The 25826-nt window shown below is 71.0% G+C and carries 23 protein-coding genes; 10 read left to right on the top strand and 13 right to left on the bottom strand.

Going from position 1 to position 25826, the window contains the following annotated elements; all coding sequences use genetic code 11:
* Nucleotides 1-33: 33 nt before the first annotated feature.
* Nucleotides 34-546, bottom strand: a complete 513-nt coding sequence (locus tag KVT45_RS24865) for a MarR family winged helix-turn-helix transcriptional regulator (RefSeq protein ID WP_217550975.1) — start codon at nucleotides 544-546, stop codon at nucleotides 34-36.
* A 148-nt stretch (nucleotides 547-694) separates the two neighbouring features.
* Between KVT45_RS24865 and KVT45_RS24860 the strand changes: the two genes are divergently transcribed.
* Entirely contained in the window at nucleotides 695-1486 is a 792-nt protein-coding gene (locus tag KVT45_RS24860) for a dioxygenase (protein ID WP_217551034.1), read from the top strand.
* A gap of 10 nt (nucleotides 1487-1496) precedes the next feature.
* On the opposite strand, the gene KVT45_RS24855 is transcribed toward KVT45_RS24860, so the two are convergent.
* Nucleotides 1497-2015 (bottom strand): GNAT family N-acetyltransferase, encoded by a 519-nt coding sequence (locus tag KVT45_RS24855; protein ID WP_217550973.1) that lies wholly within the window; start codon nucleotides 2013-2015, stop codon nucleotides 1497-1499.
* A gap of 238 nt (nucleotides 2016-2253) precedes the next feature.
* Between KVT45_RS24855 and KVT45_RS24850 the strand changes: the two genes are divergently transcribed.
* Together KVT45_RS24850 and KVT45_RS24845 are read left to right on the top strand one after the other, a co-directional pair.
* A complete protein-coding gene (locus tag KVT45_RS24850) occupies nucleotides 2254-3270 on the top strand; it encodes an RNA polymerase sigma factor RpoD/SigA (protein ID WP_217550971.1) in 1017 nt (338 codons plus the stop codon).
* A 484-nt stretch (nucleotides 3271-3754) separates the two neighbouring features.
* Nucleotides 3755-4435 (top strand): TetR family transcriptional regulator, encoded by a 681-nt coding sequence (locus KVT45_RS24845; protein WP_308310853.1) that lies wholly within the window; start codon nucleotides 3755-3757, stop codon nucleotides 4433-4435.
* Between the two features lie 213 nt (nucleotides 4436-4648).
* On the opposite strand, the gene KVT45_RS24840 is transcribed toward KVT45_RS24845, so the two are convergent.
* Nucleotides 4649-5623, bottom strand: a complete 975-nt coding sequence (locus tag KVT45_RS24840) for a YafY family protein (protein WP_217550969.1) — start codon at nucleotides 5621-5623, stop codon at nucleotides 4649-4651.
* 212 nt (nucleotides 5624-5835) lie between these two features.
* Between KVT45_RS24840 and KVT45_RS24835 the strand changes: the two genes are divergently transcribed.
* The 5 genes from KVT45_RS24835 to KVT45_RS24815 all read left to right on the top strand — a co-directional run bounded on the left by KVT45_RS24835 (nucleotide 5836) and on the right by KVT45_RS24815 (nucleotide 11964).
* Nucleotides 5836-7278 (top strand): MFS transporter, encoded by a 1443-nt coding sequence (locus KVT45_RS24835; RefSeq protein WP_254647315.1) that lies wholly within the window; start codon nucleotides 5836-5838, stop codon nucleotides 7276-7278.
* 238 nt (nucleotides 7279-7516) lie between these two features.
* Complete coding sequence (locus KVT45_RS24830) at nucleotides 7517-8278, top strand: DeoR/GlpR family DNA-binding transcription regulator (protein WP_217550966.1); 762 nt, start codon at nucleotides 7517-7519, stop codon at nucleotides 8276-8278.
* 29 nt (nucleotides 8279-8307) lie between these two features.
* The gene (gene pfkB / locus KVT45_RS24825) at nucleotides 8308-9255 is read left to right on the top strand and encodes a 1-phosphofructokinase (protein WP_217551030.1); all 948 of its coding nucleotides are present in this window, start codon (nucleotides 8308-8310) and stop codon (nucleotides 9253-9255) included.
* A gap of 253 nt (nucleotides 9256-9508) precedes the next feature.
* Nucleotides 9509-11590 carry a fructose-specific PTS transporter subunit EIIC gene (locus KVT45_RS24820; protein WP_217550964.1) on the top strand — a complete coding sequence of 694 codons (2082 nt, stop codon included), beginning with the start codon at nucleotides 9509-9511 and terminating at the stop codon, nucleotides 11588-11590.
* Nucleotides 11591-11700: 110 nt separating this feature from the next.
* Nucleotides 11701-11964, top strand: coding sequence for a hypothetical protein (locus KVT45_RS24815; protein ID WP_217550962.1), 264 nt, complete (start codon nucleotides 11701-11703; stop codon nucleotides 11962-11964).
* 119 nt (nucleotides 11965-12083) lie between these two features.
* On the opposite strand, the gene KVT45_RS24810 is transcribed toward KVT45_RS24815, so the two are convergent.
* The 4 genes from KVT45_RS24810 to KVT45_RS24795 all read right to left on the bottom strand — a co-directional run bounded on the left by KVT45_RS24810 (nucleotide 12084) and on the right by KVT45_RS24795 (nucleotide 16685).
* A complete protein-coding gene (locus KVT45_RS24810; protein ID WP_217550961.1) occupies nucleotides 12084-12830 on the bottom strand; it encodes a DUF6227 family protein in 747 nt (248 codons plus the stop codon).
* A 157-nt stretch (nucleotides 12831-12987) separates the two neighbouring features.
* Nucleotides 12988-14214, bottom strand: coding sequence for an Ig-like domain-containing protein (locus KVT45_RS24805; RefSeq protein WP_217550959.1), 1227 nt, complete (start codon nucleotides 14212-14214; stop codon nucleotides 12988-12990).
* Between the two features lie 166 nt (nucleotides 14215-14380).
* On the bottom strand, nucleotides 14381-15406 hold the full coding sequence (locus KVT45_RS24800; RefSeq protein ID WP_217550957.1) for a P1 family peptidase: 1026 nt from the start codon (nucleotides 15404-15406) through the stop codon (nucleotides 14381-14383).
* A gap of 40 nt (nucleotides 15407-15446) precedes the next feature.
* Nucleotides 15447-16685: a low temperature requirement protein A gene (locus KVT45_RS24795; protein ID WP_217550955.1), complete on the bottom strand. Its 1239-nt coding sequence runs from the start codon at nucleotides 16683-16685 to the stop codon at nucleotides 15447-15449.
* 83 nt (nucleotides 16686-16768) lie between these two features.
* On the opposite strand from KVT45_RS24795, the gene KVT45_RS24790 reads away from it, so the two are divergent.
* Nucleotides 16769-16945 carry a hypothetical protein gene (locus KVT45_RS24790; RefSeq protein WP_217550953.1) on the top strand — a complete coding sequence of 59 codons (177 nt, stop codon included), beginning with the start codon at nucleotides 16769-16771 and terminating at the stop codon, nucleotides 16943-16945.
* 28 nt (nucleotides 16946-16973) lie between these two features.
* Here the strand turns inward: KVT45_RS24790 and mscL are convergent, their stop codons facing one another.
* The 6 genes from mscL to KVT45_RS24760 form a co-directional block, all read right to left on the bottom strand.
* The gene (gene mscL, locus KVT45_RS24785) at nucleotides 16974-17450 is read right to left on the bottom strand and encodes a large conductance mechanosensitive channel protein MscL (protein WP_217550951.1); all 477 of its coding nucleotides are present in this window, start codon (nucleotides 17448-17450) and stop codon (nucleotides 16974-16976) included.
* Nucleotides 17451-17588: 138 nt separating this feature from the next.
* Complete coding sequence (locus KVT45_RS24780; protein ID WP_217550949.1) at nucleotides 17589-18164, bottom strand: hypothetical protein; 576 nt, start codon at nucleotides 18162-18164, stop codon at nucleotides 17589-17591.
* A gap of 177 nt (nucleotides 18165-18341) precedes the next feature.
* A complete protein-coding gene (locus tag KVT45_RS24775; protein WP_217550947.1) occupies nucleotides 18342-19175 on the bottom strand; it encodes an S-methyl-5'-thioadenosine phosphorylase in 834 nt (277 codons plus the stop codon).
* Nucleotides 19176-19277: 102 nt separating this feature from the next.
* Complete coding sequence (locus tag KVT45_RS58125) at nucleotides 19278-19616, bottom strand: FmdB family zinc ribbon protein (protein ID WP_217550945.1); 339 nt, start codon at nucleotides 19614-19616, stop codon at nucleotides 19278-19280.
* A gap of 67 nt (nucleotides 19617-19683) precedes the next feature.
* The gene (locus KVT45_RS24765; protein WP_217550943.1) at nucleotides 19684-20976 is read right to left on the bottom strand and encodes an MFS transporter; all 1293 of its coding nucleotides are present in this window, start codon (nucleotides 20974-20976) and stop codon (nucleotides 19684-19686) included.
* 268 nt (nucleotides 20977-21244) lie between these two features.
* Entirely contained in the window at nucleotides 21245-22786 is a 1542-nt protein-coding gene (locus KVT45_RS24760) for a potassium/proton antiporter (RefSeq protein ID WP_217551028.1), read from the bottom strand.
* Between the two features lie 259 nt (nucleotides 22787-23045).
* On the opposite strand from KVT45_RS24760, the gene KVT45_RS24755 reads away from it, so the two are divergent.
* Nucleotides 23046-25808, top strand: a complete 2763-nt coding sequence (locus tag KVT45_RS24755) for a penicillin acylase family protein (protein ID WP_217550941.1) — start codon at nucleotides 23046-23048, stop codon at nucleotides 25806-25808.
* Nucleotides 25809-25826 lie beyond the last annotated feature (18 nt).

Raw genomic sequence — 25826 nt, 5'->3', positions numbered from 1 at the left:
GGGTACCCGCACGCGGACCTGTTCCCGCGCTCCTCAGCGGAGCCAGGGCAGGTCCGCACCCGCTTCGTTGGGCTGCAGGCCCTCGGCGACGATCTGCATGATCTCGCCGAGGGCCTGCTGCTGTTCCGGGCTCAGCCGCTCGAACAACGCCTGCCGTACGGCGGTCACATGGCCCGGTGCGGTGCGCCGCAGCACCTCGGCGCCCTCGTCGGTCAGGACGGCGAACTGGCCCCGCTTGTCGGAGGGACAGTCCTCCCGCCGTACCCAGCCGTTCTTCTCCAGGCGGGCGACGGCGTGCGAGAGCCGGGACCGGGTGATCTTCGCGTTCATGGCCAGCTCGGTCATCCGCAGCCGTCGCCCGGGCGCCTCGGCGAGCCCGACGAGCAGGCCGTAGTAGATGTGCGGCATCGCCGCATCCCGCTGCAGCTGACGGTCCAGATGGTCCTCCAGCAGGGTCGTGGCGTGCAGATACGCGCGCCAGACGTGCTGCTCGTCGTCGGTGAGCCAGCGGCTCTGCGCGGGCGCGGAAGCGGATGCCGTATTCATGTATCCCACTGTACGAGGCCTCTCCTTGAAGATTAAACAAGTGGGGCGTAGGGTGGCGGGCAGAAAGATTGAGAGTTAAAACAGTCAGGTCATGGAGAGCTGGAACATGGGGGCCGGGGAGATCCGGTACCCGGAGGGAGCCACCGCGATGTCCGCCGCCGCACAGGAGCGCATGCCCGCCCTCTATCTGAGCCACGGCGCGCCGCCGCTCGCCGACGACCCGGTCTGGCCCGGCGAACTCGCCGCCTGGAGTGCCGGCCTTCCCCGTCCCAAGGCGATCCTGATGGTCTCCGCCCACTGGGAGGAGGCCCCGCTCGCCCTCGGTGCCGTCCAGACCGTCCCCCTCGTCTACGACTTCTGGGGCTTCCCGGAGCACTACTACAAGGTGCAGTACGCGGCCCCCGGCGCGCCCGAGCTGGCCGAGTCGGTGCGCAAGCTGCTGCGCGCCCCCGGCACCCCCGTGCAGGACATCCCGGACCGCGGCCTCGACCACGGCGCCTACGTGCCCCTGGTGGAGATGTTCCCGGCCGCGGACATCCCTGTCCTGCAGATCTCCATGCCCACCCTCGACCCGGTCCGCCTGATGGAGATCGGCCGCCGGCTCGCCCCGCTGCGCGACGAGGGCGTGCTGATCGTCGGCTCCGGCTTCTTCACCCACAACCTGGCCGCGCTGCGGTACGCCGGCCAGGGGGTGCCCTCCTGGTCCTCCGAGTTCGACGACTGGGGGCACCGGGCCCTGGAGAACCGCGACTGGGACGCCCTGCTCGACTTCCTCGACAAGGCCCCGGCCGGCCGCTACGCCCACCCCCGCACCGAGCACTTCGCCCCGCTCTTCGTCACCATGGGGGCGGCCGAGGCGGGCGGTGAGCTGGACGGGCAGAAGTCGGTGATCGACGGGTTCTGGATGGGGATGGCGAAGCGGTCGGTGCAGTTCGGCTGACCCTGCCCGGTCAGAGGTCCTTCTCGTACCAGGCCACGTCCCAGTAGCGGCCGAACTTGCGGCCCACCTCGTGGTACGTGCCGACGTGCCGGAAGCCGAAGCGCTCGTGCAGCCGGGTGGACGCCTCGTTCGGCTGCGCGATGCCCGCGTAGGCGCGGTGCAGGTCCTCGCCCGCGAGCGCCTCGAAGAGGGTCTTGTAGAGGAGTGTGCCGATCCCGCGCCGGCCGGCGTCCGGAGCGACGTACACCGTGGTCTCCACGGAGGTCGCGTAGGCCGGTTTCGCGCGGTAGGGACTGGATGTGGCGTACCCGAGAATCTCCTGTGAGTCCGCTGACGTGGCAACCATCAGGCGGTATGGGCCGTCTTCCGGGTGGGAGAGCAGCCACGGACGACGCTCTTCCGGTGTGAAGACCACCGTGTCGAATGTGATGGACGTCTCACGAACGTAGTGATTGTAGATCTCCGTGAGAGCTTCGAGGTCCCCCTCGACTCCCGGCCTGACCTGCACCTCTGTACGTTCTGACGGCACCGCGCCTCCTCACGTAGTCGCACAGGGTACTGCATGATCAGAAAATCCGGGGGGAGGCATGGGAATTCTGTCCGGATTCCAGTCGTTGTTTCCTTCGGATGCCGGGCACTGGACGAGAGTCCCAGGAGTTCCAGGAGTGGAGTTCCGGAGCACTGCCGGTCGAGTGCCGAGCATTCACCGAAGGACCGAGAAGACGGACAGGACCACCCCGCCCGCCCACCATCGCAAGGGAGCACGCATGGCAACCCGTGCCGTCGCCCGTCGTCAGTCCGCCGCCACCGGCGAGACGGCCGACTCGGCAACCAGTGTTCGCGCCCGTGGCGTTCGCGGCCACGGCGCCGAGATCGCCGACCGCGATCTGGTCGGCATGTACCTCGACGAGATCGCGCGTACGCCGCTCCTCGACGCCGCCAAGGAAGTCGAGCTGTCCCAGACCATAGAGGCGGGTGTGTTCGCGCAGCAGGTCCTCGACGGCGAGGAGGAGTCCGCGTCGGACGCCACCCGTGAGGAGCTGGAGGCGCTCGTCGCCGCCGGTGAGCGGGCGAAGGACGTCTTCATCCGCTCCAACCTTCGTCTGGTCGTGGCCGTCGCCCGGCGCTACCCGCGCAGCGGTCTGCCCCTCCTCGACCTGATCCAGGAGGGCAACGCCGGTCTGGTGCGCGCCGTCGAGAAGTTCGACTACCGCAAGGGCTTCAAGTTCTCGACGTACGCCACCTGGTGGATCCGCCAGGCGATCACCCGCTCCATCGCGGACCAGTCCCGGACCATCCGGCTCCCCGTCCACCTGGTGGAGGAGCTCGGCCGGATCCGCCGCGTCCAGCGCGAGTTCAACCGGGAGAACGGCCGCGAACCGGAGCCGGCCGAGATCGCCGCCGAGCTCGGCTCCACGCCCGAGCGCGTCATCGACGTCCTGGACTGGGCCCGTGACCCGGTCTCGCTGAACATGGCGGTGGACGACGAGGGCGAGACCCAGTTCGGCGACCTCCTGGAGGACACCTCCGCGGTCAGCCCCGAGCAGTCCGTCCTGACCCTCCTGCGCAGCGAGGAACTCGACGACCTGATCGGCCGCCTGGACCAGCGCACGGCCTCCATCATCAAGATGCGGTACGGCATCGAGGACGGCCGCGAGCGCACGCTGACCGAGGTCGGCAAGGAGCACGGCCTGACCCGTGAGCGCATCCGCCAGATCGAGAAGCACGCGCTCCTTGAGCTGAAGAAGCTGGCCCGCTCCACCGGGTTCGAGCCGGCGGCGTAAGAGGGTTGCGGGTGGTGAGGGGGCAGGGGGTCCGCACGAGTGGGGCTCGCGTGACCAGCGCATGCGAGGTCCCACTCACGCCGGGCGCGTGCGCCGGGTGGCGAAAGACGGCGCAAACATGGCGCGGTACCGCCGCTTCAAGGCTCCGCGTGTAGGGAACAACCATCCAGGGCCGGGGAGTTGAGGCTACGGCCACGCCGCCGCACCCGATCCCCTCACACATACGACAACCCTGACGCCCCGTCGACAAGCCACGTCCCGACGCACCATCCCCCCGGCGCCGGGACTCTCCCAGAGCCGGACTCCGGCGCCCATCCCCCCCGGGCGCCGGAGTCCGGCTCCACACTCCGTGGGGGGAACTGCGGGCCGCGTTTGCTAGGGTCCGGCGCGCCCGGGCATGCTGAGACGGTGGCCCACCCCGTACCTGAACCACGGGGTGAACCACCGGATGGCAGATTCTGCCACAGAGGCATAGCCTGCCGAGGTGAGCACCCCCAGCACCACGGGCAACACCCCCGCGCAGGACCCCGCCCCCCTCTCCCTCACGGAACGGCGCAAGGCGGAGACCCGCATGGAGATAGCCCGGGCGGCCGCGGGCCTCTTCGTACGGCATGGCCTGCGGGCCACCCGCGCCGAGGACATCGCACAGGCCGCGGGCATCGCCCCCCGCACGTTCTACCGTTACTTCGCCACGAAGGAAGAGGCGGTCGCCCCGCTCTACGCGGCGGGCGCCCGGCGCTGGGCGGAGGCGGTACGGGCGGCCCCCGCGGCCCTCTCCGTCCCCGAGGCGCTGGAACACGCCGTCCACCACACCCTGACCCCCGGCGCCGGGGTCTCCGCCGCCTCCTGGGAATGGGTCCGCACCCTGATCCACCTGGCCGACACGAGCCCGGCCCTGCGCAAGGTGTGGGCGGAGGTCTGCCAGTCCTCGGACCACCTCCTGGTGTCGATCCTGGCGGAACGCACCGCCACCACCATCGACAACGTTGCCCCGCCCGCCCGGCTCCGCTTCACCGCGGCGGTGGCCGGCGCCGCGGTGAGAGTGGCGGTCGAATCCTGGGCAGCGGGCACGGCCACCCCCACGGGTCCGGAAGGCCCGGCAGCCTTGGCCCTGCAAAACCTGGCAGCGTTGCGGGGGTTCACGTGGGAGCCCCCGAGCCCGTAGCCGATCGGCGGTGGCCGGTCGCTCGGCTGGCGGGCCGGTGGGGGCTGATCGCGCCCGCGCGGCGGTAGCCGCAAATCAAATACAGCCCCGCGTCCCTTACGGGGCGCTGCCCAGCCGCCTCCTGCATAGCTGCGGGCAGGCGTGCCGCAGGGCGGCACGGGTGGGCGCAGCGGCACCCTGCAAGCGCCGGTAAGCGTCCCCCGGCCCCCACCCTCACGCACCCCCGGCCCGGCTCAATCGGCCCCCCAACTCCCGTACGCACGCCACCAGTTCCGCAGGCTCCCGCACCACGAACTCGTGCCCCACCATCACCAACCGCACCGCCAGCCACTCCACCGGATCCCCGGTCTCCCCCCGGACAACACACCACCCGCCCCCACCCCCTTCCTCTTCCACCGGCGTCCCCAGCCACCCCGGCAGCCGGGCCCCCACCTCCTCCACCGTCCCGGCGAACGCGACAGCGAACCCGTACGTCTCCTGCTGCCGTTGGATGGACCGCCGCAGGTACTCCGCCGCACTCCCCGTCGGCATCTCCCGCGGAGCGAACCGCGCCCCGGTGGCGAACGGCTCGCTCACCCGGTCGACCCGGAACGTCCGCCAGTCGTCGCGATCGAGGTCGTACGCCACGAGGTACCACCGCCGCCCCGTCGACACCAGCCGGTACGGCTCGACCTGCCGCCTCGTCTCACCCCCGTCCTTCGCCCGGTACGCGAACCGCAACCGCTCCCGCCCCGCGACCGCCGACGCCATCACGGTCAGCGTCTCGGGCGCGATACTCGCCCCGTCCCCACTGGTCAGCGGCGTGGTCGCGGCCTGCAACGTGGTCACCCGGTGCCGCAACCGGGCCGGCAGCACCTGCTCCAGCTTCGCCAGCGCCCGCACCGACGCCTCGTCCACCCCTTCCACGGCATGCCCCGCCCCGGCCCGCAGCCCGACCGCGATGGCGACGGCCTCCTCGTCGTCGAGCAGCAGCGGCGGCATCGCCTTCCCGGCGACCAGCCGATACCCCCCGTCGGCCCCCTTGCTGGCCTCCACGGGATACCCCAGCTCCCGCAGCCGGTCGATGTCCCGCCGCACGGTACGCCGGGACACCCCGAGCCGATCGGCGAGCTCACCACCGGGCCACTCACGTGGCGTCTGGAGCAGGGACAGCAACTGAAGCAGCCGGGCCGGAGTGTCTGTCGTCATGCACCCGAGCATGCCGGATAACTAGGACGGGATCTGTCCTAATCGCGTCCTACGTTGACGACATGACTTCCGTTGACGACAACGCCGCAAAGGGGCGCGGGGAACTGCGCGACCAGCCACATACGACCGTGACCCGGCCTGCGACGCCCACCCCCACGACGCTCCCCGAACCCCCACCGGACCGAACCCGCTGGCTGGCCTTGGCCATCGTCATGACCGCGGCTTTCATGGACCTCGTCGACGTGACGATCGTCAACATCGCCATCCCCTCCATCCAGCGGGACGCCGGCGCCTCCTTCGGCCAGATCCAGTGGATAACCGCCGGCTACGCCCTGGCCTTCGCCGCCGGCCTGATCACCGGCGGCCGCCTCGGCGATATTCACGGCCGCAAGCGTCTGTTCCTGATCGGCGTCGCGGGCTTCACCCTCGCCTCGGCCCTGTGCGGCTTCGCCGCCGACCCGGAGATGCTGGTCGCCTCCCGCATCCTGCAGGGCGGCATGGCCGCGATGATGGTCCCGCAGGTCCTGTCGATCGTGCACGCCACCTTCCCGGCGCACGAACGCGGCAAGGTCTTCGGCATGTTCGGCGCGATCGTCGGCCTGGGCGCGGTCTCCGGCCCGCTGCTCGGCGCCCTGCTCACCGAGTGGAACATCCTCGGTCTCGAATGGCGCCCGATCTTCCTGATCAACCTCCCGGTCGGCATCGCCGCCCTCCTTCTGGGCCGCCGTTACATCAGCGAATCCAAGGCCCCGCACGCGCTGCGGCTCGACCTCGTCGGCGTCGCCCTGGTCACCCTCGGCCTGCTGATGCTGCTCTACCCGCTGACCCGCGGCCGCGAGCTGGACTGGCCGCTGTGGGGGTACGCGTCGATGGCCGGCGCGCTCGCCGTCCTCGCCGTGCTCGTCGCATACGAACGCCGCAAGGCCGCCCGCGACGGCTCCCCCCTCATCGAACCCTCCCTCTTCACGGTGAAGAGCTTCGCCGCCGGTATCGCCGTGCAGACTGTCTTCGGCGTGGCGCTCGGCATCTTCTTCCTGGTCTGGACGCTCTACATGCAGGTCGGCCTCGGCTGGACCCCGCTGCACGCCGGCCTGACCGGGGTGCCGTTCTCGATCTCCGTCTCCGTCGCGGCCGGTATGTCCGTGCAGAAACTGGTCCCGCGCTTCGGCCGCAAGGTGCTCCAGGCCGGCGCCCTGCTGATGGGCCTCGGTGTCCTGCTCTACATCTGGGAGTCGGACCGCTACGGCCTCGCCATCGCCTCCTGGCAGATGGCCCTGCCGCTGGTCGTGATGGGCACGGGCATGGGCCTGATCGTCGCCCCGCTGACGGACGCGGTGCTGTCGGAGGTCCCGCGCGAGCACGCCGGTTCCGCCTCCGGCCTGATCAACACCGTGCAGCAGATGGGCAACGCGCTGGGCCTCGGCCTGGTGTCGGTGGTCTTCTACGGCGTCGTCGACGACAGTCCGACCGCGTCCCGGCTCGGCCCGGCCTTCGTGAACGGCTTCCAGCACGCCCTGCTCTGGGTGGCCGCGGTCATGGCCGTGATCTTCCTCCTGATGTCCGCCCTGCCCAAGCGCCCGGCGCAGCACCCGGAGGCCGGCGGCGCGGAGGTGCCGCTCCCCGCGCCGGAGGAGGAGCCCGCACTCGTCCACTGACCACCACCGGTCGAAGGGCCCGGCGCCGGAAGGCGCCGGGCCCTTCCGTGTGGGCGCCTCGGAGGTGCCCTGAACAGGCCGAAAGCCCGATCATGTCCGTTTGTTGCCCGAACCTGTTTACTTTCCGGAAATCCCGGCGTAGCCTCCTCGCGAAACCACAAGTTCGGGCATCAGTCGGACGCAGTCGGACATGAGCCGGACACCAGTCGGACGTATCTTGGAGCGGAGGCACAGGGGCATGTACGCACCGGAGCGGCAGCAGGAGATCCTCCGGCTCGCCCGTGACGGCGGCCGGGTGGACGTCGTGTCGCTGGCCGAGGAGTTCCAGGTCACGCAGGAGACGATCCGCCGCGACCTGAAGGCCCTCGACCGCGCCGGCCTCGTCCGCAGGGTGCACGGCGGTGCCATCCCGGCCGGACGCCTCGACTTCGAGCCGGACCTCGCCGAGCGCGAGTCCACCTCGGCCGACGAGAAGGACCGCATCGCCAAGGCCGCCGTCTCGGAACTGCCGACCGAGGGCACCCTGATCCTCGACGCCGGTTCCACGGTCGCCCGCCTCGCCGCGGCCATCCCGCTGGACGCGTCCCTCACCGTCGTCACGCACAGCCTCCCCATCGCGGCCCGCCTCGCCGACCACCCGGGCATCCAGCTCCACCTGGTCGGCGGGCGCGTACGGCACAACACGCGTGCCGCCGTCGACGCCTGGGCGCTGCGCGCGTACAGCGAGATCCGCGCCGACGTCCTCTTCGTCGCCGCCAACGGCTTCTCCGCCGACCAGGGCCTGACCACCCCCGACCTCGCCGAGGCCGCGGTCAAGCGGGCGGCCGTCGCCGCGGCCCGCCGGGTGGTCCTGCTCGCCGACTCCGCCAAGCACGGCCAGGAGCACTTCGCCCGCTTCGGCGACATGGGCGACGTGGACCTGCTGATCACCGACAGCGGGCTGAGCCCCGAGGACGCCGCCGCCATCGAGCGCGGCGGCACGGAAGTAGTACGAGCATGAGCACCACGAGCGCCACGATCGGTACGGGCATGATCCTCACCGTCACCCCCAACCCCTCCCTCGACCGGACCTACGAGGTCCCCGCCCTGGAGCGCGGAGAGGTCATCCGCGCCTCCGGCGAGCGCATGGACCCCGGCGGCAAGGGTGTGAACGTCTCCCGCGCGGTCGCCGCCGCCGGCCGCCGCACCGTCGCCGTCCTGCCCCTGGGCGGAGCACCGGGCGCACTCGTCGCCGACCTGCTCGACGCCCAGGGCATCGAGGTCGCGCCGGTCCCGGTCGCCGGAGCCACCCGCTCCAACATCGCGCTCGCGGAGTCCGACGGAGTGCTCACCAAGATCAACGCGCCCGGCCCGGAACTCTCGGCCGAGGAGCAGGAACTGCTCCTGGAGACCGTGCGCGAGCAGTCGCGCGACGCCGACTGGATCGCCTGCTGCGGCAGCCTGCCGCGCGGGCTCGCACCCTCCTGGTACGCCGAGGTCGTCGCCCGGGCCCACGCCGGCGGCGCACGCATCGCGCTGGACACCTCGGGACGCGCGCTGCTCGAAGCGCTGCGCGAGCAGCCCGACGTGGTGAAGCCGAACGCCGAGGAGCTCGCGGAAGCCGTCGGGCGCCCCCTGGCGACCGTGGGCGACGCGCTCAAGGCGGCCGAAGAGCTGCGCGGCATGGGCGCCCGCGCCGTCCTCGCCAGCCTGGGCGCCGACGGCCAGCTGCTCGTGGAGGCCACGGGCGCCTGGTTCGCGAGCGCCCGCGTGGACACCGTCCGCAGCAACGTCGGCGCCGGCGACTCCTCCCTCGCCGGTTTCCTCATCGCCGGCGGCACCGGCCCGAAGGCCCTGGCCTCGGCCGTCGCCCACGGCGCCGCCGCCGTCCAGCTGCCCGGCAGCGTGATGCCCACCCCGGCCGACCTGGACCCGGCGGCGGTCACCGTCACCGACCGCGTCCCCGTCGACCGCGAACTGACGGAGCCGGTGTCATGAACGCTCGTACGACCGCTCACCGGGCCGCGCTCTTCCCCGGCGCCGCCCGCCGACAACCGGCCCAGGAGCGGCGAGGCGTCTCGTTACTCGCCGCGCCGACGGGCCGTCGGGGCACCCTGAGCCGCCCCGCCGTGCCCGGGAGGCGGGGCTTCCCCGGCCCCGCCTCCCACCCCGCACCCCACGGCACCCCCGTCCCCCTCCCCACCCCCGCCCACCCCACACTCCGGGCGATACGCGTGCATAGGAGCCCGCGATGAGCGACATGATCACCGCGGACCTGGTCGATCTCGACCTGTCCGCCGATACCAAAGAAGCGGCGGCGCGCGCCCTCGCCGAGCGCATGGTGGCCCTGGGCCGGGTGACCGACCTGGAGGGCTTCCTCGCCGACGTGGCCGCCCGCGAAGCCCAGATGCCCACCGGCCTCGACGGCGGCATCGGCATCCCGCACTGCCGCAGCGCCCACGTCACCGAGCCGACGCTCGCCTTCGGGCGCAGCGCCGCCGGCATCGACTTCGGCGCCCCCGACGGCCCGGCCGACCTGATCTTCCTGATCGCGGCCCCGGCCGGTGCCGACGACGCCCACCTCACGATCCTCTCCTCGCTGGCCCGCCAGCTGATGAACAGCGAGTTCACGGACGCGCTGCGGTCGGCGGGCGACGCGGCGACCGCGGCGGCCCTGATCCGCGGCGACGAGACGCCCGCGAAGGGTGCGCAGGCTGCTGCGGGCACCCCTGCGGGCGCCGCCCAGAACACCGCTGCGGCGCCGGCGGCGGCCTCCGCCGGCACCGCGGCGGCCAACACGAGCACGGACTCGGCTTCGGACGCGGGCGAGCGTCCCTTCCGTATCGTCGCCGTCACCTCCTGCCCCACCGGCATTGCCCACACCTACATGGCGGCGGAGTCCCTGGAGAACGCGGGCCGTGAGGCGGGCGTCGAGCTCGTCGTCGAGACGCAGGGCTCGGCCGGTTTCACCCGGCTCGACCCCGCCGTCATCGCGGCGGCGGACGGCGTGATCTTCGCGCACGACGTGCCCGTGCGCGACAAGGACCGCTTCGCCGGCAAGCCGACCGTCGACGTCGGTGTGAAGGCGGGCATCAACCGCCCCGCCGAACTGATCGGTGACGTCCGCGCGAAGGCGGCCCGCGGCGAGGTGACGTCCGGCTCCGCGCCGTCCACACCGGTCGAACGCGCCGGGGAAGCCGGCGAGAGCTACGGCAGCAAGCTGCGCAAGTGGCTGATGTCCGGCGTGAGCTACATGGTCCCGTTCGTCGCGGCCGGCGGTCTGCTGATCGCCCTCGGCTTCGCGATCGGCGGCTACCAGGTCAACAAGGCGCCGTCGGTCATGGACCACTTCGTGTGGACCCAGGGCGACAGCTGGGCCGCGCTGCTCTTCCAGATCGGTGTCGTCTCCTTCGGCTTCCTGGTCCCCGTCCTGGCCGGCTACATCGCCTACGGCATGGCGGACCGGCCGGGTCTGGTCCCCGGTTTCGTCGGCGGCATGATCGCCTCCACCATCGGCGCCGGCTTCCTCGGCGGTCTGGCCGCCGGTCTGATCGCCGGTGGCGTGGTGATGTCGATCCAGAAGGTGAAGATCCCCGCGGCGGTGCGCGGGATCATGCCGGTGGTGGTGATCCCGCTGATCTCCTCGGCGATCGTCGGGTTCCTGATGTTCGTCGTCATCGGCAAGCCCATCGCCTCCGCCCAGAAGGGCCTGACCGACTGGCTGAACGGCCTCTCCGGCTCCAACGCCATCCTGCTCGGCGCCCTGCTCGGCCTGATGATGTGCTTCGACCTCGGCGGCCCCGTCAACAAGGTCGCGTACACCTTCGCCACCGCCGGTATCGCGGTCTCCAACCCCAGTGACTCCGCGATGAAGATCATGGCAGCGGTCATGGCGGCCGGCATGGTCCCGCCGCTGGCGATGGCCCTGGCCACCACCGTGCGCGGCAAGCTCTTCACCGAGACCGAGCGCGAGAACGGCAAGGCCGCCTGGGTCCTGGGTGCCTCCTTCATCTCCGAGGGCGCGATCCCGTTCGCGGCCGCCGACCCGCTGCGCGTCATCCCGTCCTCGATGGTCGGCGGCGCCGTCACCGGTGCCCTGTCGATGGCCTTCGGTGCCACCCTGCGCGCCCCGCACGGCGGCATCTTCGTGGTTCCGCTGATCGGCAGCCCGTTCCTCTACCTGATCGCCATCGCCGTCGGTGTCTGTGTCACCACGGCCCTGGTCGTCATCCTGAAGGGCCTGCGCAAGTCGGCCCAGCAGACCCCCGCGGGCGGTTCCGCCGCCGGCCCGGCCGCCACCGCGAAGGAGGCCAAGCAGCCGGTCGCGGCCTGAGCGCCCGCGCCCCTCTTGTCCCTTTGATTCGCTGTGAGTTGTTCACGGCACCTGCGAGATACGTCACGGTCCGGGACCAAAGTCCCGGACCGTGGTGTGTACTGGGGCGTATGCCCGCGCACGTCTCGACACTCCAGCTGATCGGCATGACCGCGCTCACCCTGGCGACCGTCGCCTGGGCGGTCGTCGTGACGCGCCTGCTGCGCCGCAACCGCCGCGAAGCCCTCGCCTGGCACGCCGCGCGCGCCCTCCCCGCCTTCCCGCACCAGCTCAAGGCCGCCCCGCCCCGCGAGAGCGTCGAACTGACCCCCGCCGAACAGGACGCCTTCGCCGGCCTGGTCCGCAGGCTCGGCGGCCGCTCAGGTCGCCGCTGAGAAGCGCCCCGAAGGGGCGCGGGGCCGTATTGCATGTGCGGCTCCGCCGCGTGGGCGCGACCAGCCACGACGGCGGCGCAGACGAAACACGACGCGTCGCGGCCATTCCAGCGGAGCGCTCAGCCCCGCCGCGTCGCCCGCCGCTCCATCGCGTCCCTGGCCGCGTTTTCCGACGGGTACACCTCGCACATGTGCCGGCCGTCCGGCGTCGCCGTGTGCTCGACCTCCCACAGGGACAGCTCCCGGCCGTCCCGCAGCAGGAACGCGTGCTCGTAGAGCGAGAAACCCGGACCCGACCTGCCCACGCGCCCCGGCCGCCCGAACGCCTGGGTGATCTGGTGGGCGAACGCCGCCGTCAGTACCTGGGCCGTCTCCGCGTCCGGCCGGTCGGGGTTCTCCGCGCGGCGCAGCAGCCGGCGCGCGTGGTCCGCCGAGTCGTCCGGCACATACACGTGCCGGGGCTCCGGGACCGGCGCCAGTGTCACCAGCACCGGCAGCTCGAAGTCCGGAGTGTCCGGCGGTAACGGCAGCCGCGCGGTCGCGGCCCGCAGCTCCTCCTCGTCGACGTACACCTCGTGCTGCGGGTCGCTGCCCGGCACGGTGTTGTGCACGAGCTCCCACAGTGTGACCGCCGAGCCGTCGGCCAGCAGCCAGGTGTGCCGGTACGTCTCCCGGTGCAGCCCCGCGCTGTGGTGCGCGGAGTGCAGCGAACTGTCGTGCGCCAGCGCGCAGTCCAGCTGCCTTATGGCCTCGTCGGGCAGCTCGAAGGAGTTCAGGGCACGGCCGAGGAGCCGCGCGAGGTGCTCCTCCGGAGACTCGGGCGACTCGGCTGGTTCGTACGCTGCCGTCTCGTACGGAACGCTCAAGGTTTCTCCCGGCGTTGCTGCATGTCACCTTGTGGGTGCATACCGTAGCCCCTCGGTCGGACATCATGTCCGGGAACCGAGAAAACGTACGCCGGGAAAACGCGCGGGCCACGCGAAAAGTTCCCGCGCGGCCCGACGATCCGTCAAAACGTGCCGGTCAGACGGCGCTTCCGGCGGTCCAGTCGCTCCACGACAGGTTCCACCCGTTGAGCCCGTTGTCCGGCTGCACGGTCTTGTCGGGGGAGTTCTTCACGATCACGACGTCCCCGACGAGCGAGTTGTCGTAGAACCACTTGGCCGTGGTGTCACCCTGCGCGCCCTGCGCGTCCGCGAGCCCCACACAGCCGTGGCTGGTGCCCTCGCGCCCGAACGGCGGGTTGCCCTTGTTGTACCAGTAGTTGCCGTGGATGAACGTCCCCGACGTCGTCAGCCGCATCGCGTGCGGCACGTCCGGGATGTCGTACTCCCCGCCCAGACCGACCGTCTGGCTGTTCATCCGGGTCTGGACGAACTTCTCGGAGATCACCATCTGCCCGTTGTACGTCGTGTGCTCCGGGCTGCCCGTGGACACCGGCACCGACTTGAGGACCTTGCCGTCCCGCACCACGGTCATGGTCTGCGTGTTCGCGTCCACCGTGGAGACCTGCGAACGTCCGACGGTGAAGGTCACCGTCTTCTTCTGCACCCCGTAGACGCCGTTCGCGCCCTCGACCCCGTCCAGGTCGATCTTCATGGTGACCTCGGAGCCGGCCTTCCAGTAGTCCTGCGGCCGGAAGTCCAGCCGCTGCGCCCCGAACCAGTGCCCCACCACCTGCTGGCCGCTGCTGGACGTGACCGTGATGTGCGACTGCACGGCCTTCCTGTCGGTGATGACCTTGTCGAAGTTGAACGACACCGGCATTCCCACACCGACCGTCGTCCCGTTGTCCGGCGTGTACGTGCCGATGTAGCTGTTCGCCGAGTTGACGGTGGTGAAGATGGAGTTGGCCGCCGCCGTGAGCCCCTTGGAGTCCTTGGCGGTCGCCGATATCTCGTACTTCGTGCCGCGCTCCAGCTGCTCCTTCGGCTTCCAGGCACTGCCGTCCGCCGAGAGGGTGCCGTCCACGGCCTGCCCCGACCCCGCCACGGTCATCTTGACGTCGGTCAGCTTCCCGTCGCTGACCTGGACGCCGGTGGTGTTGATGGACGCGCCGGTCGAACCGTCCTTCGCCGAGATCGCGATCTTCGCCGTGGACGTCCTGGCGGCGCTGTCCTGCTGCCCGTCCTTGCTGTCGTCGCTCTTGGCGCTGGCGTTGCCGCCACAGGCGGTGAGGGCGAGGGCGCCGACCATCAGGGCGGCACAGGCCCCCAGTGCGCGCCGCGCTGCAATGTCCGGCGATGTCACGGGCTGCTCCAGGTTCTTGTGATGTGCGTGATCCGTTCCAGTGCGTGGAGAAAGAGGCCGGAGGCCCCCGTCGGGGTTCCCTCCGGCGTCCGCGAACGCCATCACGTGACAGAACCAGGACAATCGACAGGAACGCGCAAGGTTCCCGGCACGCCCCTCGCCGTCGTCAGAGCGCCCCGTACAGCTCCTCGTACGACGGCCACACCCCGCCCGGTCCGTCGACCGGCCCGGCGGCCCGCACGGCCCGCACGATCGCGCGGGTCACCAGGTCCGCGCCGGCCGCGAGGATCTCGTTGAGCGCGAGCGGGTGTTCGCCGAGCGGGCGCGCACCCGTCGCCAGCGCGAACACCGTGTCCCCGTCGTTGAGCAGGTGCACCGGCCGGACGGCCCGCGCGATCCCGTCGTGCGCCGTCCCGGCGAGCTTCTGCGCCTGCGCCTTGGACAGTCCGGCATCGGTGGCGACCACCGCGAGCGTGGTGTTGAGCAGCGGGGGCGCGTTCTTCGCGGCGGCCTCCGCGAGCCGCAGGCGTGCGGCTTCGTGCACGCGCTCCTCGGGGTACCGCACCCGCCCCTGGAACAACTCCCCGTACAACGCACCGGTCTCGGGCTGAACCACCGCGCCCGCCGGGTTGGCGACCACGAGCGCGCCCACGGTGATCCCGGAGTCCAGCACGACGCTCGCGCTGCCGATCCCGCCCTTCAGCCCCCCGGCGACGGCGCCCGTACCGGCTCCCACACATCCCTCCCGCACCCGGGCCCCCGGCGCGCTCGCCGCGGCCGCCTCCGCCGCCGCACGCCCCAACGCCGCGTCCGGCCGGGCCCGGAAGCTCCCGCCCCGTCCCAGATCGAAGACGCAGGCGGCGGGCACCACCGGCACCACATGCGCCGGATCCGCCCCCACCCGCACCCCGCGCCCCTGCTCCTCGAGCCAGGCCATCACCCCGGACGCCGCGTCCAGCCCGTACGCGCTGCCGCCCGTGAGGACGACCGCCTCCACCCGCTGCACCACGGTGCGCGGATCGAGCGCGTCGGTCTCCTTGGTCCCCGGACCGCCACCGCGCACATCCACGGCGGCGACCGCGCCGCCGTCGGGAGCGAGGACGACCGTGGTGCCGGTGAGCCAGCCGTCGCCGGCACGGGTGGCATGTCCCACCCGCAGTCCGGCCACGTCCGTCAATGCGTCAACTGTCATGACGGCCAGTCTGGCCCAGCCCGGCTCGGCTCCCGGCCTTTCAGGAGGCGGCGGCGGTGGCTTCCGCGGGGCGCTCGCGGCCTGCCGTGCGCGCCGTCAGGGTCGTCCCGGTCGCCACCGCCAGTGCCGACACGACGCCCGCCGCCGGCACCGCCCAGCCGCCGAGGAAGGTGCAGCAGAGCACCAGCAGCGCCGTCACCGGCAGCACCAGCTGCTGGGCGAGGCCCACCTTGAAGTGCCGCGAGTGCAACGCCCACACGGTCAGCAGGTACAGCGCGGTCGGCACGGTCACGGCCGCCGACGCGGCCGTCGTGGAGATGTGCGCCTTGCCGACCGCCTCCTCGACGGCCACCTCGATGCCCGCGCCGATCGAGGCCGCCGACGCGAAGATCAGGTAGTGGCCGTAACCCCACAGGAACGACTCCCTGCTGGAGCGCAGATAGCCGTGGATCGGCACCACGAAGTAGATCCACCAGGCCGAGAAGACGATCAGCAGGCCGCCCGCCGCGATCGGCAGCAGCTCGCTCAGCGCGTCGTGCTCGGCCACGGCCGACTTCACGGCGACCGTCGCCGCCGAGATCGTCTCGCCGAGCACGATGATCGTGAACAGCCCGTACCGTTCGGCGATGTGGTGCGGGTGCCAGGAGGTCGTGTAGCCCTTCTCCGCGTACAGCGGCACGCTCATCTCGGCGATCGCCATCACCAGGAACACCCAGGGGCGCGCGGGCGCCGGCAGCACCACCAGCCCGAGCCAGCCGACCAGGCACAGCAGCACCCCGCCCGCGTACCGGAGCGCCATGGTCCGCTCCGCGCCCCGGGCCCAGCGCGCGGCTCTCAGCCACTGCGCGGCCATCGCCAGCCGCATGATCACGTAACCCAGCCAGACCACCAGGTAGTCGTGGTCGGTGAAGGCCTGCGAGATGCCGGCCGCCAGCACCAGGACGCCGGCGATCTGGACCAGGGTGACGACCCGGTAGAGCACGTCGTCGTTGTCGTACGCCGAGGAGAACCAGGTGAAGTTCATCCACGCCCACCAGATGGCGAAGAACTGCATCGCGTAGTTCAGGACGCCTTCGCCCGCGTGTCCCGCCGCGACGGTGTGCACCAGCTCCACGCCCGCCTGCGCGATGGCCACCACGAAACACAGGTCGAAGAAGAGCTCGAGCGGTGAGGCCACCCGGTGGGCCTCGTCGCGCCCGCGCGCGGTGAGCCGGCGCAGTGGCCGCAGGGGCTGGGGTGCGTGCTGGGAGGCGGGAGCCGGAGGAGAACTCGACGTCATGCGTCCAGCACAGCAGAAAAGGCCACCGAAAGCTCGCGAACGGACCCGCAGGGGGGCGGGCGGCAGGGCCGTACTCTTGAGGCATGAGCACCGCCCCCGAGCCCGCGCCGCGCGACCCGAAGCCCGCGCTGATCTTCGACGATCCACTCGACCGGCAGTCCTCGGACGACACGGACCGCGGCTGGGGCGACCGCCCGGAGGGCGACTCGGCGGCCGACCTCAGGCGTTTCCTCGACGAGAAGCCGCCCCACCACCTCTGAGCCGCCCGCGCGACCGCCCGGAGCGCCGCTAACGCTGGTTGTGACCGTTTCCGCGCTGCGCGACCAGGGCGTCGCGGATCTCCTTCAGCACCTCCAGCTCGGTCACCTCGATGACCTCGTGCGTGCCCTCCTTCGCCCTCCGGCGGGCCTCCAGGCGGGACAGGTACTTCGCCATCGGCAGGACCATCAGGAAGTACACGACCGCCGCGGTGATCACGAAGGAGAGCGTGGCGCCCAGGACCTCGCCCCACATGATCGGAATGCCGGTCTTCACCGTGCCGTCCGCGTTCAGCGTGCACGGGGCCTTCAGGCACGAGCTGTAGTTGTCGAGGTTCTTCGTGCCGATCGCGCCGACCAGCGGGTTGATGATCCCCTTCACCACCGAGTTGACGATGTTCGTGAAGGCGGCGCCGATGACCACCGCGACTGCCAGATCGACGACGTTGCCGCGCATCAGGAAGGCCCTGAAGCCCTGCAGTATGCCCGGATCCTTCTTCTCGCTCACCTCGGGGACTCTCCTCACATGCACAGGGTGTGGAACAAAGTGATCCGCAACCTACGTCACCGTGCGGCCATCGCGCCCAATCCGGTAGCTCGAAAGGGCGACTTGACACAAAGCGTCCCGGAAATCGCCCCAGGTTGTTCAGCACAGCGTCACCGCCAGCCGTGCCGTGGCGCTCGCGCCGACCAGCCGGGCCGCGGTGTCGCGGGGAACCGCGAGCACGACCAGCGCCCCGCTCTCCGCGGCCGCGTCGGCCGGCTCCGGCAGCCTCGTCACGCGCACCCCGCGCGCGATCACCCGGGCCTCCCCGCCCGCCGAGGGATCCCCGGCGGCGATGACGTCCACCCGGTCACCGGGGTGCAGCAGCCGGACGGTGGCCGCGTCGGCGATCCGCACCGGTGCCGTCACCATGGCCACGGGCGGGGCGTGCCGTCGTACCGGCTGGATGACAGGGTGCCCCCGAGGCCGCTCGGCGCGCAGGGGGTCCGTGGCGGCACGCGGTCCCGCCGCGACGAGCGCCGCCGCCGTGACCGCCAGGCCGGCCGCGAGGGCCCGCCCGCGGTGGCGCAGCAGCCGGTGCAGCCGATACCGCCCGCCGCGTACCCGCACCGGTTCGAAGTGCGGGACTTCGCAGGTGGCGGGGGCGTCCGTGCCCAGCGGGCGCGGGACGCGAAGGGGCGTAGGGACGGCGGGGTGGGGGGATGGGGGGACGGACATGGGGATCACCACCTGCGACGAGGAATCGGCTTGCGAGACCACGATGAGGTCTCGCGCCGAAGCCCGCTGGAGCCGGTGGACCACTGACCGGTTGTGGACAACTCGGCCACCCGAACGAGGAGTTCCGCCCGTTGTCCACAGCGGCCGCGTGCTCGGGATCCGTCCGCCCACTCGGCCCTACGGCAGCTCGAACCCCGGATCCATGCCGCCGAGCGCGTTCGTGCACAGGCAGTCCCGTGCCGTGTTCTCCGGCAGGGCCGCCACCGCGTCGAACAGCACACCCCGCAGCCGGTCCACATTGGCCGCGAACACCTGCAGAACCTCGTCGTGCGAGACGCCCTCACCGGTCTCGGCGCCCGCGTCCAGGTCCGTGACCAGTGTCAACGACGAGTAGCAGAGCTCCAGTTCACGGGCGAGCGCCGCCTCGGGGTGGCCGGTCATGCCCACCACCGACCAGCCCTGCGCCTGGTGCCACAGCGATTCGGCGCGGGTCGAGAAGCGCGGCCCCTCGATCACCACCAGCGTGCCCCCGTCCACCGGCTCCCAGTCCCGGGCGCGGGCCGCCTTCAGCGCCGCCGCCCGCCCGGTGGGGCAGTAGGGGTCGGCCAAGGAGACGTGCACCACGTTCGGCACGGTGCCGTCGGGCAACGGCAGCCCGTCGAAGTAGGACTGCGCCCGGGACTTCGTACGGTCCACCAGCTGGTCCGGCACGAGCAGCGTGCCCGGACCGTACTCGGGGCGCAGACCGCCCACCGCGCACGGGCCGAGCACCTGGCGCACGCCGACGGAGCGCAGCGCCCAGAGGTTGGCCCGGTAGTTGATGCGGTGCGGCGGCAGGTGGTGGCCGCGTCCGTGCCGGGGCAGGAAGGCCACCCGGCGGCCGGCGATCTCGCCGAGGAAGAGGGAGTCGCTCGGCGGCCCGTAGGGCGTCTCGACCTGGATCTCGGTCACGTCGTCCAGGAACGAGTAGAAGCCGGAACCGCCGATTACGCCGATCTCTGCGTTCACCATGCGCAGCACACTAGCTGGCAGCCCTAGCGGGCAGGAGCCGCGGTGCCCGGGAACGCCTCGGACCCCGCTGCCGTCCGACGGCGGGGTCCGAGAGGTGAGGTCTCAGGCGGCGGAGCTGCTCGCCGAACCCGACGAGGAAGACGTCGAGGACGAGGACGTCGACGACGAGGACGACGACTTCGAGTCGGACGTCTTCGAGTCGGACGACGCGCTCGACGAGGTGGAGCCGGACGACTTCGACGCGGGGCTGCTGCTCGACGAGGAGCCGCGGCTGTCATTGCGGTAGAAGCCCGAGCCCTTGAAGACAATGCCGACCGCGGAGAACACCTTCTTCAGGCGGCCACCGCAGTTGGGGCACTCGGTCAGGGCGTCGTCGGTGAACTTCTGCACCGCCTCGAGGCCCTCGCCGCACTCGGTGCACTGGTACTGGTAGGTCGGCACTGTCTTCCTCCTGGCACTCTCACTCGATGAGTGCTAACGACGGTCCATAGTGACGTATTCCTGAGGATCAGTCCACCGTCACCGGCACTCGGTGACCGACGCCACGTGCGACGGTACGGTTCCGGGGCCGGGTGACCAGCCGCGAACGCAGCGCCAGAAGGGTCACCAGGGCCAGTACGGTGCCGGCCATCGGCACCAGGAACCCGGCGCCGCCCCACAGGCGGTCCTCCAGCTGTCCGGCGACCGTGACCGCGGCCGCCTGGCCGAGCGCCACCGCGCCGGTCAGCCAGGTGAACGCCTCGGTGCGGGCGCCGGCCGGGACCAGGCCCTCGACCAGCGTGTACCCGGTGATCAGGGCGGGTGCGATGCACATGCCGACCAGCAGGCCGAGCCCGGCCAGGACCAGCACGGAGTGGGACGTCCACAGTGCCGACGCGGTCAGTGCGAGCGCCGCGTAGCCGAGGACCAGGCGCCGGTGCGGGGCGGCCTTCCAGGCGAGCGCGCCGCAGACGATGCCGGAGAGCATGTTCCCCGCGGCGAAGGTGCCGTACAGGACGCCGTTCAGGCCGGGCTCGCCGATCGACTCGGTGAATGCCGCGAGGGAGACCTGCATGCCGCCGAAGACGGACCCGATGCCCAGGAACGCCACGACCAGCACGCGCACGCCCGGGACGCTGAGCGCCGAGGCGTGCCGCACGCGCGCGTGGCCGGTGCCGGTCACCTGGGGCTGGGTGCTCTTCCGCGCGGCGAACAGCAGACCGCCGGCCAGCGTGAGTGCGGCCTCCGTGACCAGGCCGGCGGCCGGGGCCACGGTGGTGCACAGGGCGGTCGCGAGCAGCGGGCCGAACACGAAGGTGAGCTCGTCGGTGACGGACTCGAAGGCGGCCGCGGTGGACATCAGAGGGGAGTCCTGGAGCTTGGCGCCCCAGCGGGCGCGGACCATGGGGCCGACCTGCGGTACCGAGGCGCCGGTCGGCACGGCCGCCGCGAACAGCGCCCACAGGGGCGCGTGCGCCAGCGCGAGCGCCGTCAGGGTGAGGCCCGACAGCGTGTGCACGAGCACGCCGGGGACCAGCACCGCCCGCTGCCCGTAGCGGTCGGCCAGGCGGCCGCCGTAGGGCGCGAACAGCGCCATGGAGACGCCGGTGACGGCCGCGGCGGCACCCGCGGCGCCGTAGGAGCCGGTGGTGTGCTGCACGAGCAGCACGATGGAGATGGTGAGCATGGCGAACGGCTGGCGCGCCGCGAAACCGGGGAGCAGGAACGTCCAGGCGCCGCGGGTGCGCAGCAGCTGTCCGTATCCCGGGCGGGACGGCGCAGCCGGGTTCTCCGACGGCTCGGTGGTGACCGTGGATGCCACGGCCCGTGCCTTTCTGCCGCCTGGTAGCGCGCCCGTGCGGGGGCGCCGAGAGCTGTCCTCTTGCGCGGAACTGCGGTAGATACCGGCATCCACTGCGAAGAGCGTTCCGGCCGCCATACGGTCGCGCCAGCTCTGCGTCAGGCAGAGTTGGTTCGATCAGGGTGCTTTCATCGTACAGGGGTGAAAGCCCGGTACGCCTGTGAAAACCAGCACCGTGAGGCTCGTTCACCTGGGATTGGCGAGGGTGTGAACTATCCGAAACGCACCCTTAACGTGCGCTCGTCGCACCGCCCGGTGCGCCGCCCGACCCCGTGCCGGCCGTCCCGTTCGTGCCCAGCCAGCCCGCCAGCTTGCCGCCGTGGCCGACCGCGCGCAGTCGCCGTTCCGCGGCGTCCCGTACCGGGTCGGTGGCGACCACGAGGAGTTCGTCCCCGCGCCGCAGCACCGTCGCGGGCAGCGGAACAAACGATTTTCCTTCGCGGACGACGAGGGTGACGGCGGCCCCGGCGGGCAGTCGCAGCTCGTTGATCTCCACGCCGTGCATCCGGGAGCCCTCGGGGATCGAGACGGACAGCAGATGCCCGCGCAGCCGCTCCAGGGGCGCGGACTCGATGCCGAGGTCGGCGGCCTCCGGTCCCTCGCCGAGCCGTAGCTTGCCGGCCAGCCAGGGCAGCGTCGGCCCCTGGACCAGGGTGTAGACGACGACCAGGACGAAGACGATGTTGAAGATCCGGTGGCTGGTGTCGACGCCGTTCACCATGGGGATCGTCGCCAGGATGATGGGCACGGCGCCGCGCAGCCCGGCCCAGGACATCAGGGTCTGCTCCCGCCAGGGCACGCGGAACGGCGCGAGGCTGACGACCACGCTCAGCGGCCGGGCCACCATGGTGAGCGCGAGCCCGATGACCAGGGCGGGCACGATGTCGTCGCCGAGCTCGTGCGGGGTGACCAGCAGGCCGAGCAGGACGAACATGCCGATCTGGGCGATCCAGCCGAGCCCCTCGGCGAAACCGCGGGTGGCGGGCCAGTGCGGCAGCTTGGCGTTGCCGAGCACCATGGAGGCCAGGTAGACCGCGAGGAAGCCGCTGCCGTGCGCCAGCGCGCCGGCCGCGTACGCCGTGACCGCGATGGCCATCACGGCGATCGGGTAGAGGCCCGAGGCGGGCAGGGCGACGTGCCTGAGGCCCCAGGAGCCGAGCCAGCCGACCGCGAGGCCTATGCCCGCGCCGATGGCCAGTTCCATGGCTATCTCGCCCACCAGGACGTACCAGTGCTCGACCGGTCCCGCGGTGGACAGGGCGACGACCAGGATGACCACCGGGGCGTCGTTGAAGCCCGACTCCGCCTCCAGGGTGCCCGTCACGCGCGCGGGCAGCGGAATGCGCCGGAGCACCGAGAAGACCGCCGCCGCGTCCGTCGAGGACACCACCGCGCCGATGATGAGCGCCTGCCGCCACTCCAGTCCGACCAGGTAGTGCGCGCCCGCGGCGGTGACGCCGACGCTCACCCCGACCCCGGCCAGGGCCAGCATGGAGGCGGAGGCCAGGACGGGTTCGACCTCCTTCCACTTCGTGCCGAGACCGCCCTCGGCCAGGATCACGACCAGGGCCGCGTATCCGATGACCTGGGTCAGTTCGGCGTTGTCGAAGTGGATGTCGCCGATGCCGTCCTGGCCCATGAGGACGCCGATCCCCAGGTACACGAGCAGGCTGGGGAGCCCGCTGCGCGAGGAGATCCGGACGGCCGCGACGGCGACCAGCAGGACCACGGAGCAGACGAGCAGGAGCTGGTTGAGGTGGTGGACGGTCAGTGGCGCTTCCTTTCCTTGGCTCGCGCGCGGGCGACGCGGAAGCTCTCACGTACAAGACCCGAGGTTGCGGCACTCCGCACCCAAGTACTTCGTTACCTTACCTAACTCTTGACGCTTTCTTGACGTTCCCCGAGGCAAGATCGAACGCCCGTGCCCGCCGGTTCCCCACTCCGCGTCAAGTGGCGTAGGGCCCTGCGCCTATGGTTGCTCCAGCACTCCAGGACCGCCTGCCGCTCGCGTTAGGACAGCAAGGACAGCGATGCCCCCCAACACCACCGCCACAACGGGTGACAAGCCTGGCAAGTCCGGCAGGAAGAAGGGGCGCAGAGCCCGACTTATCGTGCTCGTGCTCGTTCTGGCCGTCGTCGGTGGCGTCTTCTACGGGGCGTACTGGTCGGTCAGCACGGTCCGCGCGTCCTTCCCGCAGACCAAGGGTTCGATCACGCTCCAGGGCCTCTCCGGGCCCGTGACCGTGAAGCGCGACAGCTACGGCATCCCGCAGATCTACGCCTCGACCGACGAGGACCTGTTCATGGCGCAGGGCTACGTCCAGGCGCAGGACCGGTTCTACGAGATGGACGTGCGCCGCCACATGACCTCCGGGCGCCTGTCCGAGATGTTCGGCAAGAGCCAGGTGAAGAACGACGAGTTCCTGCGCACCATGGGCTGGGACCGGGTCGCGAAGGAGGAGTACGACACCAAGCTGTCGGACTCCACCAAGAAGTACCTCCAGGCCTACTCCAAGGGAGTCAACGCCTACCTCCAGGGCAAGGACGGCAAGGACATCTCCCTGGAGTACGCGGCCCTCGGGTTCGTCAACGACTACAAGCCCGAGCAGTGGACCCCCGTCGACTCGGTCTCCTGGCTGAAGGCGATGGCCTGGGACCTGCGCGGCAACATGGACGACGAGATCGACCGGGCCCTGATGACCAGCCGCCTGGGCCCGCAGCAGATCAAGGACCTCTACCCGGACTACCCGTACAGCCGCAACCAGACGATCGTCCAGGACGGCCAGTACGACGAGCTCACCAAGACCTTCGAGCAGAGCGGCTCCACGAGCGGCTCCGGGACCTCGACGGGCACCGGCTCCACCACGACCTCGTCGTCCACCGGATCGGCGCTCACAAGCCAGCTGGCGGGCCTCTACAACGTTCTCGACGACGTCCCCACGGCCGTCGGCGTGAACGGCCAGGGCATCGGCTCCAACTCCTGGGTCGTCGGCGGCGAGCACACCATCACCGGCAAGCCGCTGCTCGCCAACGACCCGCACCTGTCGGCGTCCCTGCCGTCGGTCTGGTACCAGATGGGCCTGCACTGCACCACGGTCTCCAGCAAGTGCCAGTACGACGTCACCGGCTACACCTTCGCCGGCATGCCCGGCGTGATAATCGGCCACAACGCGGACATCGCCTGGGGCATGACCAACTCCGGCGTCGACGTCACCGACCTCTACCTGGAGAAGCTCTCCGGCGACGGCTACCTGTACAACGGCAGGACCAAGCCCTTCACGACCCGTACGGAGACCATCAAGGTCGCCGGCGGCACGTCCAAGAAGATCGTCGTGCGCCAGACCGCCGACGGCATGCCGCTGCTGTCCGACCGCGACGACGAACTCGTCGAGGTCGGCAAGAAGGCCACCGTGGACACCGCCGCACCCGACCGCGGCGACGGCTACGGCATCGCCCTGAGATGGACCGCCCTGGACCCGGGCACCACCATGGACGCCGTCTTCGCCCTCGACAAGGCGTCCGACTGGAGCTCCTTCCGGGACGCGGCCGCCCAGTTCGACGTGCCCTCGCAGAACCTGATCTACGCCGACACCAAGAACAACATCGGCTACACGCTGCCCGGCAAGATCCCCACGCGCTCCTCCGGGGACGACGGGTCCATCCCGGCACCGGGCTGGGACTCCAAGTACAAGTGGACCGGCTTCATCAAGCAGGACGAGCTGCCCTACGAGTACGACCCGAAGCGCGGCTACATCGTCACCGCCAACCAGGCCGTGATCGACAAGGACAAGTACCCCTACACGCTCACCACGGACTGGGGCTACGGCACCCGCAGCCAGCGCATCACCGACCTGATCGAGTCGAAGATCAAGGACGGCGGCAAGATCTCCACCGACGACATGCGCCAGATGCAGATGGACAACAGCAGCGAGATCGCCAAGCTGCTGGTGCCCAAGCTGCTGAAGATCGACGTCCCGGACAAGGACGTCCGCGAGGCGCAGAAGCTCCTGGAGGGCTGGGACTACACCCAGGACGCCGACTCCGCGGCCGCGGCCTACTTCAACTCGGTCTGGCGCAACATCCTCAAGCTCGCCTTCGGCAACAAGCTGCCCAAGGAGCTGCGGGTCAAGGGCCAGTGCCTGTGGGTCGACAAGGTCGACAGCACCGGCCCGGTCGACGACGACACCAAGGTGCGCGAGTGCGGCGAGCGCGACGCCGACCAGGCCCAGCCGGACGGCGGCGACCGCTGGTTCGAGGTGGTCCGCAACCTCATGGACAAGCCGAACAGCGACTGGTGGAAGACGCCGGCCGGAGCGGGTGACCGCCCCAAGGCCGACAACATGGACCAGCTGTTCAAGCGCGCCATGATCGACGCCCGCTGGGAGCTGACCGCCAAGCTCGGCAAGGACATCGACACCTGGAGCTGGGGCCGGCTGCACCGCCTGTTCCTGAAGAACCAGACCCTCGGCACCGACGGCCCGGCCATCGTCCAGTACATCCTCAACCGCGGCCCCTGGAAGCTCAGCGGCGGCGAGGCCACGGTCAACGCGACCGGCTGGAACGCCGCGGGCGGCTACGGCGTCGTGTGGGTCCCCTCCATGCGGATGGTGGTCAACCTCGACGACCTCGACAAATCCAAGTGGATCAACCTCACCGGAGCCTCCGGCCACGCCTTCAGCGCCCACTACACCGACCAGACGGGCAAGTGGGCCGACGGCGAACTGCTCCCGTGGTCGTTCTCGGACAAGGCGGTCGACAAGAGCACCAGCGACACGCTGGTCCTCAAGCCCTGAGACCGTCGGGCACCCGCC

The organism is Streptomyces sp. GbtcB6 (assembly GCF_019091475.1).
Taxonomy (GTDB): Bacteria; Actinomycetota; Actinomycetes; order Streptomycetales; family Streptomycetaceae; genus Streptomyces; species Streptomyces hyaluromycini.
Note: the sequence above shows the minus strand (reverse complement) of the source record. Positions and strands in the feature narration are given on the sequence as shown.

Bases quoted from the DNA above. Each gene is read 5' to 3' on its own strand.
- KVT45_RS24865 (WP_217550975.1), bottom strand. From the start codon at position 546: ATGAATACGGCATCCGCTTCCGCGCCCGCGCAGAGCCGCTGGCTCACC.
- KVT45_RS24860 (WP_217551034.1), top strand. From the start codon at position 695: ATGTCCGCCGCCGCACAGGAGCGCATGCCCGCCCTCTATCTGAGCCAC.
- KVT45_RS24850 (WP_217550971.1), top strand. From the start codon at position 2,254: ATGGCAACCCGTGCCGTCGCCCGTCGTCAGTCCGCCGCCACCGGCGAG.
- KVT45_RS24840 (WP_217550969.1), bottom strand. From the start codon at position 5,623: ATGACGACAGACACTCCGGCCCGGCTGCTTCAGTTGCTGTCCCTGCTC.
- KVT45_RS24835 (WP_254647315.1), top strand. From the start codon at position 5,836: ATGACCGCGGCTTTCATGGACCTCGTCGACGTGACGATCGTCAACATC.
- KVT45_RS24830 (WP_217550966.1), top strand. From the start codon at position 7,517: ATGTACGCACCGGAGCGGCAGCAGGAGATCCTCCGGCTCGCCCGTGAC.
- pfkB (WP_217551030.1), top strand. From the start codon at position 8,308: ATGATCCTCACCGTCACCCCCAACCCCTCCCTCGACCGGACCTACGAG.
- KVT45_RS24820 (WP_217550964.1), top strand. From the start codon at position 9,509: ATGAGCGACATGATCACCGCGGACCTGGTCGATCTCGACCTGTCCGCC.
- KVT45_RS24815 (WP_217550962.1), top strand. From the start codon at position 11,701: ATGCCCGCGCACGTCTCGACACTCCAGCTGATCGGCATGACCGCGCTC.
- KVT45_RS24800 (WP_217550957.1), bottom strand. From the start codon at position 15,406: ATGACAGTTGACGCATTGACGGACGTGGCCGGACTGCGGGTGGGACAT.
- KVT45_RS24795 (WP_217550955.1), bottom strand. From the start codon at position 16,685: ATGACGTCGAGTTCTCCTCCGGCTCCCGCCTCCCAGCACGCACCCCAG.
- KVT45_RS24790 (WP_217550953.1), top strand. From the start codon at position 16,769: ATGAGCACCGCCCCCGAGCCCGCGCCGCGCGACCCGAAGCCCGCGCTG.
- KVT45_RS24780 (WP_217550949.1), bottom strand. From the start codon at position 18,164: ATGTCCGTCCCCCCATCCCCCCACCCCGCCGTCCCTACGCCCCTTCGC.
- KVT45_RS24775 (WP_217550947.1), bottom strand. From the start codon at position 19,175: ATGGTGAACGCAGAGATCGGCGTAATCGGCGGTTCCGGCTTCTACTCG.
- KVT45_RS24755 (WP_217550941.1), top strand. From the start codon at position 23,046: ATGCCCCCCAACACCACCGCCACAACGGGTGACAAGCCTGGCAAGTCC.